Source organism: Streptosporangium minutum (genome assembly GCF_002149035.1).
GTDB classification, from domain to species: Bacteria; Actinomycetota; Actinomycetes; order Streptosporangiales; family Streptosporangiaceae; genus Streptosporangium; species Streptosporangium minutum.
Window position 1 is genome coordinate 1 of the sequence record NZ_NGFP01000036.1, and the last position, 19,276, is coordinate 19,276.

At 71.4% G+C, this 19,276-nt stretch carries 16 protein-coding genes; 5 read left to right on the forward strand and 11 right to left on the reverse strand.

Going from position 1 to position 19,276, the window contains the following annotated elements:
• The 6 genes from CA984_RS10730 to CA984_RS10755 all read right to left on the reverse strand — a co-directional run.
• Positions 1 to 807: TIGR04222 domain-containing membrane protein (locus CA984_RS10730; protein WP_086570818.1), on the reverse strand; the 807-nt coding region annotated here is incomplete at its 3' end.
• A 28-nt stretch (positions 808 to 835) separates the two neighbouring features.
• The gene (locus CA984_RS10735) at positions 836 to 1,318 is read right to left on the reverse strand and encodes an SCO6045 C-terminal-like domain-containing protein (protein ID WP_086570820.1); all 483 of its coding nucleotides are present in this window, start codon (positions 1,316 to 1,318) and stop codon (positions 836 to 838) included.
• Between the two features lie 19 nt (positions 1,319 to 1,337).
• Positions 1,338 to 2,150, reverse strand: a complete 813-nt coding sequence (locus CA984_RS10740) for an MbnB/TglH/ChrH family RiPP precursor modification enzyme (RefSeq protein WP_086570822.1) — start codon at positions 2,148 to 2,150, stop codon at positions 1,338 to 1,340.
• Between the two features lie 36 nt (positions 2,151 to 2,186).
• Positions 2,187 to 3,155, reverse strand: a complete 969-nt coding sequence (locus CA984_RS10745) for a TIGR04222 domain-containing membrane protein (protein WP_086570824.1) — start codon at positions 3,153 to 3,155, stop codon at positions 2,187 to 2,189.
• An 86-nt stretch (positions 3,156 to 3,241) separates the two neighbouring features.
• Entirely contained in the window at positions 3,242 to 5,065 is a 1,824-nt protein-coding gene (locus CA984_RS10750) for a phosphoenolpyruvate carboxykinase (GTP) (RefSeq protein ID WP_086570826.1), read from the reverse strand.
• 290 nt (positions 5,066 to 5,355) lie between these two features.
• Positions 5,356 to 5,883, reverse strand: a complete 528-nt coding sequence (locus tag CA984_RS10755) for a hypothetical protein (RefSeq protein WP_086570828.1) — start codon at positions 5,881 to 5,883, stop codon at positions 5,356 to 5,358.
• Positions 5,884 to 5,973: 90 nt separating this feature from the next.
• Here CA984_RS10755 and CA984_RS10760 point away from each other — a divergent pair, with 90 nt between their 5' ends.
• Positions 5,974 to 6,573, forward strand: coding sequence for an acyl-CoA-like ligand-binding transcription factor (locus CA984_RS10760; protein ID WP_086570830.1), 600 nt, complete (start codon positions 5,974 to 5,976; stop codon positions 6,571 to 6,573).
• A gap of 84 nt (positions 6,574 to 6,657) precedes the next feature.
• Here the strand turns inward: CA984_RS10760 and CA984_RS10765 are convergent, their stop codons facing one another.
• From CA984_RS10765 to CA984_RS10775, 3 genes are all read right to left on the reverse strand, one after another.
• The gene (locus tag CA984_RS10765; RefSeq protein ID WP_242675866.1) at positions 6,658 to 7,908 is read right to left on the reverse strand and encodes a C40 family peptidase; all 1,251 of its coding nucleotides are present in this window, start codon (positions 7,906 to 7,908) and stop codon (positions 6,658 to 6,660) included.
• Positions 7,909 to 8,192: 284 nt separating this feature from the next.
• Positions 8,193 to 8,708, reverse strand: a complete 516-nt coding sequence (gene greA / locus CA984_RS10770; RefSeq protein WP_037934435.1) for a transcription elongation factor GreA — start codon at positions 8,706 to 8,708, stop codon at positions 8,193 to 8,195.
• Between the two features lie 90 nt (positions 8,709 to 8,798).
• Positions 8,799 to 9,227 carry a DUF4307 domain-containing protein gene (locus tag CA984_RS10775; RefSeq protein ID WP_031163221.1) on the reverse strand — a complete coding sequence of 143 codons (429 nt, stop codon included), beginning with the start codon at positions 9,225 to 9,227 and terminating at the stop codon, positions 8,799 to 8,801.
• 230 nt (positions 9,228 to 9,457) lie between these two features.
• On the opposite strand from CA984_RS10775, the gene mca reads away from it, so the two are divergent.
• Together mca and CA984_RS44555 are read left to right on the forward strand one after the other, a co-directional pair.
• The gene (gene mca / locus CA984_RS10780) at positions 9,458 to 10,342 is read left to right on the forward strand and encodes a mycothiol conjugate amidase Mca (RefSeq protein WP_086570832.1); all 885 of its coding nucleotides are present in this window, start codon (positions 9,458 to 9,460) and stop codon (positions 10,340 to 10,342) included.
• Positions 10,343 to 10,376: 34 nt separating this feature from the next.
• Positions 10,377 to 10,556 (forward strand): hypothetical protein, encoded by a 180-nt coding sequence (locus CA984_RS44555; RefSeq protein WP_108724557.1) that lies wholly within the window; start codon positions 10,377 to 10,379, stop codon positions 10,554 to 10,556.
• Positions 10,557 to 10,736: 180 nt separating this feature from the next.
• Here the strand turns inward: CA984_RS44555 and CA984_RS45980 are convergent, their stop codons facing one another.
• A complete protein-coding gene (locus tag CA984_RS45980; RefSeq protein WP_086570834.1) occupies positions 10,737 to 11,882 on the reverse strand; it encodes a hypothetical protein in 1,146 nt (381 codons plus the stop codon).
• Between the two features lie 250 nt (positions 11,883 to 12,132).
• Here CA984_RS45980 and CA984_RS10790 point away from each other — a divergent pair, with 250 nt between their 5' ends.
• Both CA984_RS10790 and CA984_RS10795 read left to right on the forward strand, forming a co-directional pair.
• Positions 12,133 to 14,802, forward strand: a complete 2,670-nt coding sequence (locus CA984_RS10790; protein ID WP_165781196.1) for a M4 family metallopeptidase — start codon at positions 12,133 to 12,135, stop codon at positions 14,800 to 14,802.
• 227 nt (positions 14,803 to 15,029) lie between these two features.
• Positions 15,030 to 17,027 carry a thioredoxin domain-containing protein gene (locus CA984_RS10795; RefSeq protein ID WP_242675869.1) on the forward strand — a complete coding sequence of 666 codons (1,998 nt, stop codon included), beginning with the start codon at positions 15,030 to 15,032 and terminating at the stop codon, positions 17,025 to 17,027.
• 10 nt (positions 17,028 to 17,037) lie between these two features.
• Here CA984_RS10795 and CA984_RS10800 read toward each other — a convergent pair whose 3' ends face one another.
• Positions 17,038 to 19,221, reverse strand: coding sequence for a transglycosylase domain-containing protein (locus CA984_RS10800; protein WP_086570841.1), 2,184 nt, complete (start codon positions 19,219 to 19,221; stop codon positions 17,038 to 17,040).
• Positions 19,222 to 19,276 lie beyond the last annotated feature (55 nt).

Below are 19,276 nucleotides of genomic sequence, written 5' to 3' on the forward strand. Positions count from 1 at the left end.
GTCCGGGGGCGGAGGGGCGGGAGGCTCGCGTCCGGACGGGGCGGAAGGCGGCAGCGTGCCGCTCAGCGACAGCAGGGAGGCCAGCCGCCGGTCCTTCATCCGGCCCAGGCCGTACAGGGCGACCCCGGCGAGCTCGTACTCCTCCCTGGAGGTGTGATCCCGCGTGCGCGGCGGCAGAGCCCCCTCCTCGCGGTGGCGCAGGCGATAGTGGGCCAGCGCGGCCTGTCCCAGGCGCGTGGGCTCGGCCCGCGCGCCGTCGCCGGTGACGGCCAGTCCCAGCTCCTCCAGGCGGCCGGTCAGCGCGGCGACCGCGGGGCCGCGGACAACCGCCGCCTTGACCTCCCAGACCGGCGGGCCGTCGCTCCCGGCCCCGAGCAGGGCGAGGACCTCGGCCTCCAGCGGATGCGGGGAGCGTTCCGGAACTCCTCCGGCCCCCAACGACTCCGGCGGCCGCTCCGGGACCCCCGCCTCCAGCGGCTCCGGCGGCTGTTCCCCGATCTCGGCCTCCAGCGGATGCGGGGAGCGTTCCGGAATCCCCGCCTCCAGCGGCTCCGGCGACCGCTCCGGCCCGGGACCCGCCGGGGTCAGCCGCCCGTCGCGCGAGGCCCTGAGAGCCCCTCTGGCGGCCAGGGAGGCCAGGACGGTGTTCGCCACCCGGAACCGGCCGCCCGCCAGCTGAGCCAGCTCGTAGGGGTCCAGGGCGGGCCCTCGGTAGATCTTGGGGGAGTGCATGGCCAGCCTCAGCGCGACCAGACCGGCCACCGTCACCAGTGCGACCGTCATGACGACGATCAGAGTGGTCAGCATGACGACCTCCGCCCCCGAGAAGGTGCCCTCACCCAGTCGGACGAACGGCGCCCGAGAGAAGTTTCACGACCCTCCGGAAGGGCCGGAGCCATCGGGAGGCCCCGGCGGCCGTCTCCGGCTCCGGCGGCAGCCGTCCCGCCGCCCTGAGCCGGTCAGCGAAGTCCCGGGCGTCGGCGCGGGAGCCGCCGGGCGGCTTGGGACGGCCCCGCGCGTAGGCCTCGAACTCCCGCGCGAAGTCACCGCCGAGCAGTGCGACCAGGTCGGGCCGGACCCGGGCCACCGTCCCGCGCCGCTTGGAGATCAGGCTGGCGGCCTGGATCCGCAGCCGCCCCTCGTCGAACCCCGGGGGCGCCTCACCGCCCGCGACCAGAGCGGCCAGCAGTACGGCCTGCGCGCCCGCCAACGCCTCCCGCGCACCGGCCGGCACGTCCCCCGCGCCGTCCAGGACGCTCCCGCCCGCAGCCGCGTCCCGCGCGCCGGGCGGCGTCTCCCGGGCGTGGTCGTCGGACACGGGCCGTCGCCCCACGGATTCAGACACGGGCCATCGCGCCGCGGACGCGGCCGAGCTCCGCTTCGAGCGCGGCGTCGCTGGGATAGTCGTCGTCCCATTCGAGCAGCACACCGGGCGGGTCGACCCGGGCGCAGAGCTCGGACAGGATGTCCAGCACCTCGCCGGGGACGTGGGCGGTGTGGGTGTCGTGCCAGACCCCGTGATGGGAGTGCCCTCCGGCGACGTGCACGTAGGCGAGCTCGGACAGCGGCAGGCCGTCCAGCGCGCCGGTGGCCGACAGGCCCAGGTTGACCTGGTTGGTGTAGAGGTTGGCCACGTCGACCAGGAGCCCGACCCCGGTCATCTCCACCAGCTCGCCGAGGAACTGCGCCTCGGTCATCTCGTCCTCCGGCCAGCCGAACAGGGCCGCCACGTTCTCCAGGGCCAGCGGGACGGGCAGCGCCGCCTGCGCCCGCCGTACGTTCGCGGCGACCACCGAGAGCGCGGCCCGGGTGCGCGGGACCGGGAGCAGGTGACCGGCCTCCATGCCGCCGGCGCGCACGAAGGCCAGGTGCTCGCTGACCAGCGGCGCGTCCAGGGCCTGCGCGCAGGCCGCCAGGTGCGCCAGCCGGGCCGGGTCCGGCGGCTCCGCGCCGCCCACGCCCAGCCCGACCCCGTGCGGGATCACCGGCACCCCGCGGGCGCGGAGCACCCGCAGCGACTCGGGGAGCCGCTCGGGGCGCACGTTCTCGGCGACTACCTCGACGAAGTCCACGCCGGGCAGGCGCTCGACCGTCAGGTCGATCTCCGGGCGCCAGCCGATGCCCACGCCCAGCGACCCGGATCCGGCCATCGTCACGCCACCTCCCCGCTCACCGCGGCGGACCGCTCAGCCGCCGCCACCGCATCCCCCTCCGCAGCCGCCACCGCCGCAGCTCGACCCGCCGCCCGAGTCTCCTCCGCCCGAGTCTCCTCCGCCCCAGCCGCCGGAGCCGAAGTCTCCGCCACCGCCATAGGAGGCGTCCGAACCGGAGGAGCCTCCTCCGCAGGAGCCGCCGGCGCAACCGGCGTTCTGCGTACTGCTCCGCTTCAGCTCCTCCTCCAGGCCCGGGTCGCCCAGCTCGCCGAGGCCGTACAGGGCCACCGGGACGGCGACGGCGAAGGCCAGGTCCGGGGCCATCGGGCGGGCACCGCGCACATGGACCCTGCGGGCGGAGGCGAGCACGTCGTGGCCCGCCTTGCTGAGAAGCCCGCGCAGCGCGCGCCTCTGCCTGAAGTAGGTGACCAGGCCGACGGCCACGGTGAGGAAGCCGATCAACACCGCGGCCGCGCCGTAGAACCCCCGGACGGGGACGGCCAGGAAGGCGCCGATCACGAAGACGACGGAGAGCAGCGTCAGCAGCAGCAGCCGGCTCAGCAGCCGCGTGGCCCCGGTGAGCGCGCCGTCGGGCACCAGCAGGCCCATGCCCAGCAGGCGGTAGCGCAGGCCGCTCATGGCCTGGCCGTCGGCCGTCGTACGGCGCAGCTCCCCCACGGAGCAGGAGTTGCCCCGGGCGCGCAGGGCGTCGAGGACGGCCTGCTCGATCGGCTCGGGGGAAGGCGGGGCTCCGAGCACGAGGCTGACCTGGCCGCCCCGGGACACCCGGATGGCCCCGCCCCTGGCCAGCACGCCGAGGGCGGTGTTGACCACCCGCAGCGGCCCGCCGGACAGGTAGGCGAGCTCGTAGGGGGTCGGCTGCGCGCCGTGATGGCCGGCCGCGGCCGAGCGGACCCGGCGGTGCTCGCCGCGTAGCGCCGCGGCCGTGAGGTTGACCACGAGCGCGAGGACGAGGGCTGTGACGAACAGTACGGATTCCATGTCCGCCTCCGGGGGGGAAGGCGGGGCGTGTGCCCCGTTGTCATGTAGACGCACGGGGCCGCACGGAAGTTGCAGCTGTCAGTGCCTCAGTTCGGGCGAGTGCCGGAGTCCTGGTTCAGACGGTCGACCAGCGCCTCGTACTCCTCCCAGAGCTCCTTGGGGAAGTGGTCGCCGAAGGTCTCGAAGAAGGCCGGGATCAGTGACGCCTCCTCCTTCCACACCTCCCTGTCCACGCTCAGCAGGGTCCGCAGGTCCTCGTCGGAGATGTCGAGGCCGTCGGTGTCGAGCTCGGCGGGGAGCAGGCCGATCGGCGTCCGCACCGCCTCGGCCTCGCCGTTGAGACGGTCGACGACCCACTTGAGCACGCGGCTGTTCTCCCCGAAGCCGGGCCAGATGAATGCGCCGTCGTCGTTCTTGCGGAACCAGTTCACGTAGTAGATGCGCGGCAGCCGGACGTCCTCACGCTGGCCGACCTTGATCCAGTGGGCGAAGTAGTCGCCCATGTTGTATCCGCAGAACGGCAGCATCGCGAACGGGTCGCGGCGCAGCTCGCCGACCTTGCCCTCGGCGGCGGCGGTCTTCTCCGAGGCGATGTTGGCCCCGGTGAAGACACCGTGCTGCCAGCTCAGCGACTCGGTCACCAGGGGGACCGCGGTGGCGCGGCGTCCGCCGAACAGGATCGCCGAGATCGGCACGCCCCTGGGGTCCTGCCACTCGGGGGCGATCGTCGGGCACTGCGCGGCGGGCACCGCGAAGCGGGCGTTGGGGTGCGCGGCGGGCTCCTGGCTGTCCGGGGTCCAGGAGCGGCCCTTCCAGTCGGTCAGGTGTGCCGGGGGCTGGTCGGTGAGCCCCTCCCACCACACGTCGCCGTCGTCGGTGAGCGCGACGTTGGTGAAGATGCTGTTGCCCCAGAGCGTCTTGATCGCGTTGGCGTTGGTGGACTCGCCGGTGCCGGGCGCCACGCCGAAGAAGCCGGCCTCGGGGTTGATGGCGTACAGACGGCCGTCGGCTCCGAAACGCATCCAGGCGATGTCGTCGCCGACCGTCTCGACCTTCCATCCCGGGATGGTCGGCTGGAGCATGGCCAGGTTGGTCTTGCCGCAGGCGCTCGGGAACGCCGCCGCGACGTAGCGGGTCTCCCCGGACGGCGGGGTGAGCTTGAGGATGAGCATGTGCTCGGCCAGCCAGCCCTCGTCGCGGGCCATCGTGCTGGCGATGCGCAGCGCGTAGCACTTCTTGCCGAGCAGCGCGTTGCCGCCGTAGCCCGAGCCGTAGGACCAGATCTCCCGCGTCTCGGGGAAGTGGCTGATGTATTTGGTGGGGTTGCACGGCCACGGCACGTCGGCCTGGCCCTGCTCCAGCGGGGAGCCTACCGAGTGGACGGCCTTGACGTAGCCGCCGCGCTCCTCGATGAGCCGCAGCGCCCGCTCGCCCATGCGCGTCATGACGCGCATGGAGACGACCACGTACGGCGAGTCGGTGATCTCGACGCCGAGCTGGGAGATGTCGCCGCCCAGCGGGCCCATGCAGAAGGGCACGACGTACATGGTGCGGCCGCGCATGCTGCCCCTGAAGATCTCGCCGAAGGTCCGGCGCATCTCGGCGGGGGCGATCCAGTTGTTGGTCGGACCGGCGTCCTCTTCGCGCTCGGAGCAGATGTACGTGCGGTCCTCGACGCGGGCGACGTCACTCGGGTCCGAGGCGGCGTAGAAGCTGTTCTGCCGTTTGGCCAGGCGCTTGAATGTTCCCTGCTTCACCAGCAGGTTCGTCAGGCGTGTCCACTCGGCCTCCGAGCCGTCGCACCATTCGATCCGGTCGGGCTGAGTCAGCTCGGCGATCTCCTTGACCCATGCGGCCAGCTCCGGGTGGCTGGTCGGGCTGGGGGCGGTTACGTCTGCGATAACGGACACTGCTGCGGCTCCTTACGCTTCTCAGGGCCAAAACATCATTGACAGAGAAACCGCATTTAATCCAATTGGCGTAGACCAGTGAATGTGTGCGGCCGGACGTCGTGGCATCCTCGATGCGCCTGCCCCGTTCGGCATACGAGCTGGCAGAGGCCCCGACGTTCTGAGTGACGTACCCAAAAGAAGAGAAACTAAAGAAAGCCGTACCGGCAGTGGTATAGGCCAATCACAGAGGTCTAAACCAATCACTGAACAGGTTCAGACCAATTTCGGACTGTTTTCCCTGACCAGCCTCAGGAGTTCAGGTCGGGCCCCGAGGCCCGTACCCGGTCGACGTGCTGGAGCGCGTCCCGCAGATCGGTCAGCCAGGTGTCGGTGTTCTTGCCCACCAGGCGCACACACCAGGCCAGCGCGTCACTCCGGCTGCGGGCGACCCCGGCGGCCACGAGAGTGTCGAGGACCCGCCGCTCCGACTGGCGCAGCCGGGTCATGACCGGCACCGACAGTGTGGTGAACATCACCGTCTCGTCACCGACGGCGACCCCCCAGGAGACCTTCCGGCGGAAGCGGTGCTCCGCCTCCAGCGCGATCTCGATGCGGCGCTCCCTGGTCTCCTCACGGAAACGCTGCACGCCGCCCTCCACCGCGGCGGCCCGCTCCACCTCGGAGACGTCGTCGCCGAGCGCGGGCGCCTGAAGCCTGCCGACGACCGCGATCTCCTCGCGGTCCAGCACGATCTCCGGCTGTCCCTCGAACCACTCCTCGGGCAGCCGGCCGGAGAACCAGCCCCGGAGCTTCTTCACTGCTTCGTCATTTTCCATGTAATCGAGATTACATCGCCTCAATCGGAGAAGCCAGGACCCATGCCGGGACGCGGTTCAGGCCAGTCGCCGAGACGCGAGAATCGACGCATGAGCTCACCTCCGCGCGCTGAGGGCCTGCGCGAACGCAAGAAGGCCAGGACCCGGCGGACGATCCAGGAGCACGCCATGCGGTTGTTCACCGAGCAGGGGTACGAGGCCACGACGGTCGAGCAGATCGCGGAGGCGGCGGAGATCTCACCCAGCACCTTCTTCCGCTACTTCCCCGTGAAGGAGGACGTCGTCCTCCAGGACGACTACGACCCCGTCCTGATGGCGATGCTGGCCGCTCAGCCGGCGGACCTGGAGCCGGTCCCGGCGCTGCGCGCCACCGTGCGCGGAGCGTTCGAGCACCTCCCTCCGGACGAGGAGCGGCAGATCCTCGCCCGTACCCGGCTGCGGCTCAGCCATGCCGCCCTGCGCGCCAGGGCCGCGGACCACATGATCAGCACGATCGACACGCTCGCCGAGGGCATCGCCCGGCGCCGGGGACTCGACGCCCCCGACGCGCTGAGCCGTACGACCGCCGGAGCCGTGGTGGGCGCGCTGCTCCCTGCCCTGTTCGGCTGGGCCCGGTCCGACGGCGCCAGACGGCTCGCCGACGTCGCCGACGAGGCCCTGGGCCTGCTGGAGTCGGGCCTGCACCCCTGATCGGCGCGACTTCAGCGGGCTGGACATGGACGAAGGCGCTGTCGGGCCTGCGCCCCTGAGCGGCGCGCCTCCGGTCGCGGCGCGTCAGCGGACCCGGGCCGCGACCCCCGGGCTGATCCGCACGGCGCCGGCGAAGTTGCGGGTGCTGACCGGGACGATCTTCACCACGTCTCCGGTCCTGGGGGCGTGCAGCATCTTGCCGTTGCCCCAGTAGATCGCCACGTGCGAGACGTAGCCGGGGTTGGTCGGGTCGTGCCGCCAGAACAGCAGGTCCCCCGGCTGGGCCTGGGCGAGCGGGATCTGCGGGCCCGAGACGAACTGCTGGTGCGTCACGCGGGGCACCCTGATGCCCGCCTGGGCGTAGGCCCACTGGACCAGGCCGGAGCAGTCGAAGGTGTCCGGCCCCTCCGCTCCCCACACGTAGGGACGGCCTAGCTTGCCGATCGCCGCGGTGAGGGCGGTCTTGATCTGGGGCGCGGTCATGAAGGCGCCCGCCGACCAGGTCGTCCGCCGGGGAACCGCCAGCACCGGATTGATCGTGGCGACCTGGCTGCCCCGGGGGAGGATCCGCAGCAGGGCGCGGCGCAGCTTGGCCGAGTCGGCCTTCGGAGCGCTGATCACCAGCGCGTTGTTCTCCGGAATGCCCAGCGCACGCGCGGTCTGCCGGGAGACCACGGCGTCGATGCCCCCCATGCCCATTGTCGCGTAGGCGCCCACGCGCAGGGACCGCCCGGCCGTGGTGACCGACCTGCCCAGCGACAGGCCGCCGTCGTTGCCGAGGACGAAGGAGACGGCGACCTCACCGGCGGAGACGTTGCGCCAGAGCCTGTCGGACCGCGCGGTCGGCTTGGGGGTGTAGGCGCGGAACGTCGAGGGGTTGACCCCCAGGGTCTGCACCCGCTTGCCGTCCATGCCCACCTCCGCCGCGTCGGCGCGCTCCACCGCCCGCACCCCGGCGACCTGCGCGATCTTCGCCACCACGGCCGGGCGCAGCGGCTTGGCGGCGACGACGAAGAGGTTCGGCCGGCGGATGGAGGTCAGCGGGGCCACGGCGGGCGGAGGCGTCTGCGTGGGCTGGACCGCGGGCGCCTGCTCCCGGAGGGGCTGCCTGGTGACGGGCTGGCGCAGGGCGACCGTCTCCCCGGTCTGCTCCGGCAGCTGGGTGACGACCACCACTCCCGTGGTCAGCGCGGCGACGAGGACGAGCACGACGACGGGGACGGCCTGCCTGGGCAGGCGGGCGCGGCGGGGACCGTAGCGGATGCGGGGGCGGTAGGCGAGGTCCTGCCGGGCCTCGTGGATCAGGCCGGAGACGCGTGTCCGACGATCCAACACGATGTGTCCCCTTCCCCGTTGGGATCCAGCCCTAAGAGAGTGCCGTACACCGCGCCACGATGCACGCGAACCCGCCAAAACACTCTGTTATCTATGACACGGTCGCAAGCCGGACAACATGCCTCGGACACCCATCATCGGGCGTGCCGAGCGGCACGGCCCTCCGGTACACGTCCCCACATGTCTCCGCATGCCCTGCGTGTCTCCGCACGCCCTCAGGAACGCGGCGATCCGCCGGGACGGCATCCCGGCGGATCAACTGGTGTCGGCTGGTTCGGACGAGGTCAGTTGCCGATGTAGGGCACGGCCTCAAGGATCTCGACCGTGTTGGAGCGGCCGTTCGGCATCGTGTAAGTGGCCTTCTCCCCGATCTTCTTGCCGTTGATCGCCGAACCCAGCGGCGACTTGGGCGAGTAGACGTCGATCGGGGCGCCGCTCTCCTCACGGGAGGCCAGCAGGAAGGCGACCTCTTCGTCGTCGCCCTCGAAGCGGACGGTGACGGTCATGCCGGGACCGACCACGCCCTCGGTGCGCGGCGCCTCCCCCACCCTGGCACTGTCGATGATCTGGCGGAGATGGAAGATGCGCGCCTCCATCTTGCCCTGCTCGTCCTTGGCGGCGTGGTAGCCGCCGTTCTCCTTCAGGTCGCCCTCTTCGCGGGCGGCTTCGATCTTCTTCGCGATATCGACGCGCCCGGGCCCCGAGAGGTATTCGAACTCCGCCTTCAGGCGGTCGTACGCCTCCTGAGTGAGCCAGGTGACGCTCTCGTTGTGGGAGTCGGCCACGGGTTCTCCTTGCATCCTCTATGGGGGCTTCGTACTTGGGTAGCTGTCGTTCGAATTTCGAAAGGCTAACAAGTTAACCGCCCGAACGCTTCCCCAAATATCTCACTATACGAGATAGCAGTAGTGGACGGCGCCGGAAGTGGCCTGGGCACTGGTCTCTAGCCGCTCAGTAAGCCGGACATATCCCTCACCAGCCGGAATACTGACCTCACGGCTCCCGACTTCAACGTGAGCCACATCCATGGCCCGCAGCCGGCAGAGGGCGGCGCGATCGGATGGCTTGACCACTTCGAAGGTGATCTGAATAGAATCGCCGCGGCTGGCGTCAAAAGCGATGACCTGGTCGATGACCTCGGTGTTGCCCTTGGACGCCCACATCACGTAACCCCAGCCGCCCGCGCACACCGCGCACAGGATCGCGATCACGACGTGTACGACGAAGCGACCCCTGCGCTCCGGACGGTCCGGGAAGTCGCTCGGGGTACCGAGGATCGGACCGGTCTGCCGGCCCTCCTCGGCCTCGCTGGTGGCCATGACGGAATCTCCCTGCACTACCTCGGCGTTATCCGAGACAATTGTCCCTCGCGGGGGCCTCGCCCTCGCGACCGCCATAAGAGAAACTAACCTCTCTCTAGAGTGACCCAGGCCAACCTAGGGAGCGGCGCGGCATCGGAACGAGCAGGGTGGACGGGCACGGCGGAGCCGGCCGGGCCCCAGACGAGCGAAGATCTGAGCGCGACCTATCAAGAGGAGACATCGAGCCCGTGAGTGCACCGCTGAGGCTGATGGCCGTTCACGCGCACCCTGACGACGAGTCGAGCAAGGGCGCCGCCACGATGGCGCGCTACGTCGCGGAAGGCGTGGAGGTGCTGGTCTGCACCCTCACGGGTGGAGAACGTGGCTCGATCCTGAACCCCAAGATGGACCGTCCCGAGATCCTTGAGAACATCGGCGAGGTGCGGCGCCTGGAGATGGAGCGCGCGCGGGAGATCCTCGGCGTGCGGCAGCGTTTCATGGGGTTCGTCGACTCGGGCCTGCCGGACGACGAGAGCGAGCCGCTGCCTGAGGGCTGCTTCGCCCTGCAGCCGATCGAGGTCGCCTCGGCGCCGCTGGTCGCCGCCGTGCGCGAGTTCAGGCCGCACGTCATCCTCACCTACGACGACGACGGCGGCTACCCGCACCCGGACCACATCATGACCAACCGCGTCTCGGTGGAGGCCTTCGAGGCCGCGGGCGACCCCGACCGCTACCCCGAGGCCGGGGAGCCCTGGCAGCCGCTCAAGCTCTACTACCAGATGGGCTTCACCAAGGAGCGGTTCGAGGCGCTGCACGAGGCGATGAACGCCCGCGACATGGGCTCCCCCTACGCCGACTGGATCTCCCGTTGGGAGGACCGCCCGCAGAAGTGGCCGGTCACCACCCGCATCCCCTGCGGCGACTACTTCGAGGTCCGCGACGAGGCGCTGCTCGCCCACGCCACCCAGGTCGACCCCGACGGTTTCTGGTTCGTCTGCCCGCGTGACCTGCAGCGTGAGATCTGGCCGACCGAGGACTACCACCTGGCCCGTTCCCTCGTGGACACCGAGCTTCCCGAGAACGACCTGTTCACCGGCATCCACGCCGAAGAGGTGTCGCCCGCCTGCCACTGACACGACCGCGGGGGGGCGGTGGCAGACTTGAAGTGTGATTGCACTCGACACCTTCGCCAAAAATGACGTCAGCCCGGGTCTCGTGGGATTCCTCGTCGTCGCGGCGCTGGGGCTCGCGCTGTTCCTGCTCGTCAAGTCGATGAAGAAGCAGATCTCCAGGATCGAGGTCCCGTCCGAGGCCGAGCTGAGGGAGAAGCGGAACCCGACCGCCTGACCGGACCGCCCCCTGCCGGCTCCCCGGTGACCCCGCCGCCCGGCCGGCCCGTCCGGCGGGCTCCCGGTGTGCCCCGGCCCAGTCCGGCGTCCAGCCGGACACCCGGGACCCGGTAGGACCACCCTCGACGCGTCCCCGTCCAAGCCCGGCCGCCCCCGCCCGGGCCCCTCCGTAGACTCCTCAGCCCGCCGACCAGGCCCGTTCCAGCGCCTTGGGCAGGCCCCAGCGGCCCAGCGGGGTGAGCACCTCGGTCTTGTCCACGATGCCCAGGCAGGCCCAGAGCGGCGTGACCGAGCTGAACAGCGTCTCGGCCGCCTCCAGATCCTCCGGCTCGTCCATCTGGACGTCGATGTCCTCGGACTCTGCGATCAGCCGGGCGATCCGCTCGGGCGAGGCCAGCACCCCCGGACCCCGCCTCGCAAGCGCGGCCACCACGGCCAGCCAGTCGGCGTGGTGGATCGCGCACAGCGCGGCCAGCACCGAGTCCTCGTGGCTGAGCTCGCCCTCCATGTCGGAGAAGTCCTCGGGCGTGTCGTCGTCCTCGGGCAGGTCCGAGATCGGCCCGGCGATCCCCGCCGTGACGGTCAGCCAGAGCTCCTCGTCGTCGGCGGGCAGCGGCTCCCCGTCGTAACCGGCGCACGCCCGCAGCACGTTGCCCGGGTAGCCCGGGTCGGCCAGCACCTCACGCAGCCGGGCGCACGCGGCCCGCAGGTCCCCGGCGGGCCGCTCGGGCTCGGGCAGCTCGGCCAGGATGCGCCGCAGCTCGCTGAGCGCGAAGGCCTCCTCCTCGTCCCAGGCCGCGAACAGCTCCTCGTCCTGCTCGTCGCTGACCGCGACCCCGGGCACCCGCCCGTCGGGCAGCGGGCTGTTGAGCCAGCGCTCCTGCAGGTCCTCGTAGACCTCCCTGGCCCCCTCGTCCCCCCGCGCGAGCGCGTCCGGGTCGACCTCTCCGGCCATGACCCGCCCCTCCAGGTAGGAGACCAGGCCGCTGAACATCTCCTCGGCGACCGGCCCCCGTTCGTCCTCCTCGGGCCAGACGAAGAAGCTCCGGGTGAGCAGGAGCGGCTCGGTCCCGGTGGACTCCAGCCACCTCTGCACGTCTCCCACGGTCGCGCCACCGGACTCGATCTCCCGCAGCGTCGCCTTGGCGGACTCCCAGAAGGGCAGGGACAGCGGGTTGCCCGCTGCCATCAGCGCCCGGCGCAGGTCGGGGAGGGCCACCAGCGCCATCCCCGACGGCACCGCGAGCAGGGCGAGGGCCACATCACGGCGGGTCAGCTCGGAGGCTGCCCGTCCGGCGTGCACACAGACGAAGTCGAGATCCACGCCCAGTGAGCCTACGCCCGAAGCCGCATGAGCACATCTCCCGCCTCGCGGTCGCCGCCCCTGTCCGGTGCGGATCACAAGGAACGCGACACGCAAACGAGAAATAGAGAATTCCCTCTTTATCGTGCCTTTAGTTATCACACAATGAATCTGACCAACAGTCATGATTTTTTATCATTCTCCTGTTGAATCGTAACGATCGCCTTTTTGGATGAGTCTCGGCGATCGTCCGAGACGACAGGAGGATTCCTTGTTACGACCCCCCGCCCTTCTCGCCGTGGCGGCGACCCTGACCACGGCGCTCTCCCTCGTGACAGGCGGTCCCGCCCAGGCCGCCGATCCGCCTCCGGCCCAGGTGGAGACCCGTACCGGGACGGCTGCCCCGGCTCTCGTGAGCGGCCTCGCCGAGGCGCCCAGGAGCGGTGACCCCGTCACCGTCGCCCGGGGCCATCTGCGCGGCGGACGGTACGGGATAAAGAATGTGGACACCGATCTGGCTCCACTCGGCGTCGTCCGCGACGGCGCCGACGAGACCGTGCGATTCGAGCAGCGTCACCAAGGCGTCCGCGTGTTCGGCGCCCACTATCTGGTGCGGATGAGCAAGGAGGGCGACGCCCACAAGGTCACCGGGGCGGGCGGCCGATTCCTCACCGGCCTGAGCGTCTCGACCACGCCGAGGTTCCCCCAACAGCTCGCGCTGAACGTCGCGCGGTCCCGGGTGGCCGCCGAGAGCGGCGGCGACGGGGCCGGCCTCACCGCGGAGCCCGGCGGGCTCACCGTCGTCCCGGTGGGCAAGGGCCTGCTGGCCTGGCAGGTCACCGTCCGCGGCACGGACGCGCGGAAACGGCTGCCGCTGCTCGCCGACGTCTACGTCGACGCCCGGACCGGCGCGCCGCTGTTCGCCTCCAACCGGATCCGCACGGTGGCCGAGGGCCCGGTCGTCACCTCGGGCACGACGGTCCGGGGCAGGAGCGTGCCGCTGAACGCCCACCAGAGGGCCGACGGGAAGTACGAGCTGCGTGACCGCGCGCGGGCGATGTGGAACGGCACCACGGGCGAGATCCTCACCTACGACGGCCAGGGGCGCGACGTCTTCGAGTTCCTGGGCGACCTCCCGGCCGGCACCCCCGTCGTCGACTCCGACACCCCCGCCTTCACCGGCAAGGCCTCCGAGATCGGCGCGGTGGACGCGCACTGGGGCGCCGGCCAGGTCTACGAGTACTACCGGCGGCTCGGCCGGAACGGCCTCGACGACGAGGGCGGCTCGATGAGCTCGGTCGTCAACGTCACCGACTCCGGGCGGCCCTTCGTCAACGCCTTCTGGGACGGCACGAAGATGGTGTACGGCGGAGGCGGGGACGACGCCTACTCGCTGGCCTCGGCGCTCGACGTGGTCGGCCACGAGATGACCCACGGCGTGGTCGAGCACACCGCCGGCCTGGTGTACTTCGGCCAGTCGGGCGCGATGAACGAGGGCCTGGCCGACTACTTCGGCAACGCCGTACAGGCGGAGGTCGAGGGGATCGACCTCGCCGACCCCGACGCGGGCCTGCTGGGCGAGGCGTACTGCCGCACCCTCCCGCCACGCGAGTGCGCGCTCCGCGACCTCAACGACGGCCGCACCGGGCCCGCCGACTACGTGGGCGCCACCGGCCGCATCGACAGCGCGGGCGTCCACCTGAACTCGACGATCTTCAGCGGCGCGCTGTGGGACATCCGCGAGAAGCTGGGACCCAGGACCGACAAGATCGCGTACAAGGCGCTGTCGGAGTACATGACCCCGCTCGACGACTTCACCGACGGCCGGCGCGCGGTGCTGGCGGCCGCCGCGCGGATGCGGCTGGGCGCCGGGGACCTGCTGACGATCGCGCGCGCCTTCGACGCCCACGGCATCAAGGCGGGCTGGGAGCGTCGCATCCCCACCGACCACGACGTCCTGCTGCGCGGCATCACCGACATCTACGCCCAGCCCGACGCGGCCGGCGACCGTTACGTGATCACCAACTCCTCGGCCGACCTGTCGGCGCCCCCGGCCGTCTACACCGGCCGGGTGCGCGGCGGCAAGGCCGAGCTGCTCTCCGCCCCGGACGGGCAGTACAACTTCGAGCCGGCCACGGACGGCAGGACCGGCGCCTGGGTGACCTACGCCGACACGGGGAGCGGGTGGAAGATCCAGGTGTGGAGCCGGCCGCTGGACCGCTCACGGCCGCCCACGCTGGTGCACGAGGGCGACGAGGACGTCCTCAACGTGGCGGTGGAGGGCGACACGGTCGCCTACTCGCTCTGGGACCCCGCGACGGGCGGCTACGACCTGTGGGTCAGAAGAGGCGCCGCCGCACCGGTCAACCTGACGCCCCAGGAGGGGGTGTTCGGCAGGGCGCCGTCGATCCGGAACGGCCGGATCGCCTACGTCAAGCTGTACCTGCGGGAGGGCCCCCGCCGGATGCTGATCGCCACCCGCGACCTCGCCTCGGGGCAGGAGACCGACCTGCCCGCCCCGCAGAGCCCGCCCGACGTGATCGGGCTCACCGCCGCCCCCGTGCTGACCGGCTCCCACCTGGTCTGGGTGCAGGACGCCCAGCAGGACGGCAGGGCGGGCATCATGCGCGCGAGGGCGGACGGCGGCGCCCCGGCGGCGGTGGTCCCCGACGACGCCTCCGCGCTGGAGCTCATGGACATGGACGCCACGGACACCACCATCACCTACAGCGTCTACCCCGACCTGTCGGTGCCCGCCAACGAGAACATGCCCAAGATCACCCAGATGCCGGCGACGGGCGGCACGCCGGTGCGGGTCACGTGCAACCGGGGCGAGCAGGCCCAGTTCGCGGCGGTCGAGGGCACCCGCGTGGTCTGGGTGGACGGCACCGCCGCCCACGTCGACCTGGCCACCCGGGCACGGCCGAGAGGGGGCTGCTGAGGTCGCGGCGTCCCGTTCGCCCCGCCGGGTGGACACCACCCGGCGGGACGGGCGGCGGGCCGCCCGATGACCTTCAGGATGTGCGTCGGCGAGCGACCCTGCCGCCGGCGCACGCTCAAAACCCCTCCCTCCGCCGGACTACTGTGGGTAGGACCGTGCGACGCGCGGAGCGCGCGTCGCTCGCGCGAGGCGAACGTACGCACCGCGTACGCAGGGGGAGGGTCATGATGAACCGCTTGAAGGACGCCACGAGCCCCTATCTGCTCCAGCACGCGGACAACCCCGTCGAGTGGTTCGAGTGGGGGGAGGCCGCCTTCGCCGAGGCCGCCCGGCGGGACGTGCCGTTGCTGATCTCCGTCGGTTACTCGGCGTGCCACTGGTGCCACGTGATGGCGCACGAGTCGTTCGAGGACGAGGGCACCGCCGCACTGATGAACGAGCGCTTCGTCAACGTCAAGGTGGACCGTGAGGAACGGCCGGACGTCGACGCGGTCTACATGGCGGCCACCCAGGCCATGACCGGCCAGGGCGGGTGGCCGATGACGGTCTTCGCCACCCCCCAGGGACATCCCTTCTACACCGGGACATACTTCCCCCGGCCCCAGTTCCAGCGGCTGCTGACCGGGGTGTCGAATGCCTGGAACGGCGACCGCGAGGCGGTGCTGGAGCAGGGCTCGAAGATCGTGGAGGCGCTGAACGGGCGGACGGAGCTGCCCTCGGGCCCGCTGCCCACGTCGGACACGCTGGCCCGCGCCGTGCAGACCCTGAGCCGGTCCTTCGACCGGGTGCGCGGCGGGTTCGGCGGGGCCCCCAAGTTCCCGCCGTCGATGGCACTGGAGTTCCTGCTGCGGTACGGCGCCGCCGGCGAGCCCCGCGCCGGGGCGGGCACGCCGACGGCGGCGGAGATGGCCGGGCGCACGCTGGAGGCCATGGCCCGGGGCGGGATATACGACCAGCTCGGCGGCGGCTTCGCCCGTTACAGCGTGGATGCCGACTGGGTGGTGCCGCACTTCGAGAAGATGCTCTACGACAACGCGCTGCTGCTGCGGGTCTACGCCCACTGGTGGCGCCTGACCGGGTCGGCCCTGGGCAGGCGGGTGGCCCTGGAGACGGCCGACTGGCTGCTGGCCGAGATGCGCACCCCCGAGGGCGGCTTCGCCTCGGCCCTGGACGCCGACAGCGAGGGCGTGGAGGGCAAGTTCTACGCCTGGACCCCGGAGGAGATCCACGAGGTCCTGGGCGAGGAGGACGGCGCCTGGGCGGTCGCCCTGTACGAGGTGACCGGCACGTTCGAACACGGCACCTCGGTGCTCCAGCTCCTGTCCGACCCCGACCCCGGCGACGCCGAACGGTCCGCCCGCGTACGCGCCGAGCTGCTGGCCGCGCGGGCCCGCCGGGTGCGGCCCGGCAGGGACGACAAGGTGGTGGCCGCCTGGAACGGCCTGGCCATCGCCGCCCTGGCCGAGACCGGGGCCCTGTTCGACCGGCCCGACCTGGTGGAGGCGGCGCGGGCGGCGGCCGTACTCCTCGACGAGTCACACATGGACGGCGACCGGCTGATGCGCACCTCGCGCGACGGCCGGGTGGGCGCCAACGCCGGAGTCCTGGAGGACTACGCGGACCTGGCCGAAGGTCTGCTCACCCTGTACGGCGTGACCGGGGAGGTCCGCTGGTTCCACCGGGCCGGGGCGCTGCTGGAGACCGTCCTCGACCGGTTCGCCGACGGCTCCGGCGGATTCTTCGACACCGCCGACGACGCCGAGCGGCTGTTCCAGCGCCCGCAGGACCCCACCGACAACGCGACCCCGTCGGGCCAGTTCGCCGCCGCCGGGGCGCTGCTGTCGTACGCGGCCCTGACCGGCTCGGCCAGGCACCGGGAGGCGGCCGAGGCGGCTCTCGGCACGGTGACCGTCCTGGCCGACAAGCACGCGCGGTTCGCGGGGTGGGGGCTCGCGGTGGCCCAGGCCGCCGTGTCCGGGCCGGTCGAGGCGGCGATCGTGGGCCCGCTCGACGACCCGGCCACCTCGGCGCTGCACAGGACCGCGCTGCTCTCCCCCGCCCCCGGCCTGGTCGTCGCGCTCGGCGAGCCCGGGTCGGCCGAGGTCCCGCTCCTTGAGGGCCGGGGCCTGCTGGACGGGGCCCCGGCGGCCTACGTGTGCCGGGGGTTCACCTGCAGGATGCCCGTCACCACTCCGGCCGGGCTACGGGCCGAGCTGGCGTCCTGAGGGGCACCGACTAGCGGCCCGGCGGCCTCTGGGAGAACTCCTCCGGAGGCCGGGTCTGGTCGCGGGGACCGTTGCCCGTGCCATCGCCCATCCCGTCACCGCTGCCGGTCCCGTCGTCCATACCGTCGCCCGTGCCGTCACCGGTCCCGTCTCCCGTGCCGTCCGGGGACGGGGTCTGCTGGTCGGGGACCTCGCCGGTCGTCCCGTCGGGGAGCGGGGTGGGCGGGAGGTCCTGACGGTCGCCGCCGCCGTCGTCGTAGTCGCCGTAGTCGTCGTCGGAGCCGTAGTCGTCGTCGGAGCGGTAGCCGTTGTCGTAGTAGGTGGAGTAGCCGTAGTTGGACGGCTCGGCGAACTCCTTGACCGGCTTGCCGGACATCGCCTCGGTCATGAAGGCGCGCCAGATCTGCGCCGGGTAGGTCCCGCCGTACTGGGCGCTGCCGTTGACGACCACCGGCTTGTTGTCGTCGCGGAACATGTTCACCGCGACCGCCATCTGCGGGGTGAACCCGGCGAACCACACGGCCGCCGACTTGTCGGTGGTGCCGGTCTTGCCGGCCACCGGCCGGTCGTAGAGGCGGGCGGCCGAACCGGTGCCCGCCTCCACGACCTGGGTCATCGCGTAGGTGGCGTCGATGGCGGCCTGCTCGGTGAAGGCCCGCTCGCCCTTGACCTTGACCTTCGTGGTCCTGCCCTTGGCGTCGGTGACCGATCGGATCACGTGGGCGTCGCGGTGGACGCCTCCGGCGGCGAACGCGGCGAAGCCGGAGGCGTTCTGCACGGCGCTCACGGATGCCACGCCCAGCGGCAGCGTGGCGGCGGACCGGTGCGGGGCGAGCTGGTCGGCGGGGATGCCGGCCCCCTCGGCGACGTTGACCACCTTGCCGAGGCCGACCTTCTGCCCGAGGTCGACGAACGCGGTGTTCACCGAGCTCTGGGTCGCCTTGACCAGGTTGATCTCACCGTAGGAGTAGCCCCCCGAGTTGGGGATCCCCTTGTCGTCCGAGGCGATGTGCAGGGGCGAGTTGCCGTCCACCCGGGTGTCGAGGCCGAAGCCGTTGTTCAGCGCGGCGGCCAGCGTGTAGGCCTTGAAGGTGGAGCCGGCCTGCACCTTGGCCGAGAAGGAGTTGTCGAACTTGTTGGCCTCGTAGCTGGGGCCGCCGTAGAAGGCCACGACCTCCCCGGTGCGGGGGGCGACGGCGGCCAGGCCGGTGCGGACCTTCTTCGACGTGCCCTCGGGCAGGACCGAGGTGACGGCCCGCTGCGCGGCGGCCATCAGCCCCTTGTCGAAGGTGGATACGATCTTCAGGCCGCCCTGGTTGATGGCCTCGTCGGTGTAGCCCATGCGCTTGAGCTCGGCCGCCACCTGGTCGAGCATGTAGCCCTCCTGGCCCTTGGGCGCGAAGATCGCCCTGGGCTTCTTGAGGGTGGGGAACGTGGTCGCGGCGGCCTGCTCGGAGGTCAGGGCCCCGGTCTGCACCATGCCGTCGAGCACCGACTGCCAGCGGGCCCTGGCCGCCTCCAGGTCGGCGCCCCGGGGGTCGGCGAACCGGGACGGCTGCTGGATCACCGCGGCGAGGTAGGCGCCCTCGGCGACGGTCAGCTTGCCGACGTCCTTGCGGAAGTAGGCGTCGGCCGCCGCCTGGATCCCGTCGGCGCCCCGGCCGAAGTAGATCGTGTTGAGGTACTGCTCCAGCACCCAGTCCTTGGACTTCGACTGGTCCACCTTCAAGGAGATCATGACCTCCTTGAGCTTGCGGACGACGGAGCGTTCCTGGCTGAGGCCGCTGTAGTAGTTGCGGACCATCTGCTGGGTGATCGTGGACCCGCCCTGGAGCTGCTGGCCGGTGACCGTGGACCACATGGCGCGGAAGGTGCCCTTGAGGGAGACGCCCTTGTCCTCGTAGAAGGAGCGGTTCTCGGCCGCGATGACCGCGTTCCTGACGCTCTCCGGGATCTGCGCCAGGACCACGCTCCTGCGGTTCACTCCCTGTTTGGCCAGCACGGTCTTGCCGTCCCGGTAGTAGATCACCGAACCCTGCGCGGTGGCCCTGGGCTGGGTGCTGTCGGGGATCGGCGTCATGAGCCACGCCACTCCGAAGAAGCCGATCATCGAGACCGCGGCGACGCCGAAGACGATGAGCGTGATCCGCAGGAGTCTCCTCCTGGGTCTGCCCTTCTCTCCGCCCTTCAGCACGCCCGAACCCCCATCCACTCCGCATTCACCCCCCGTGAGCAGTGCGGACCGTAAG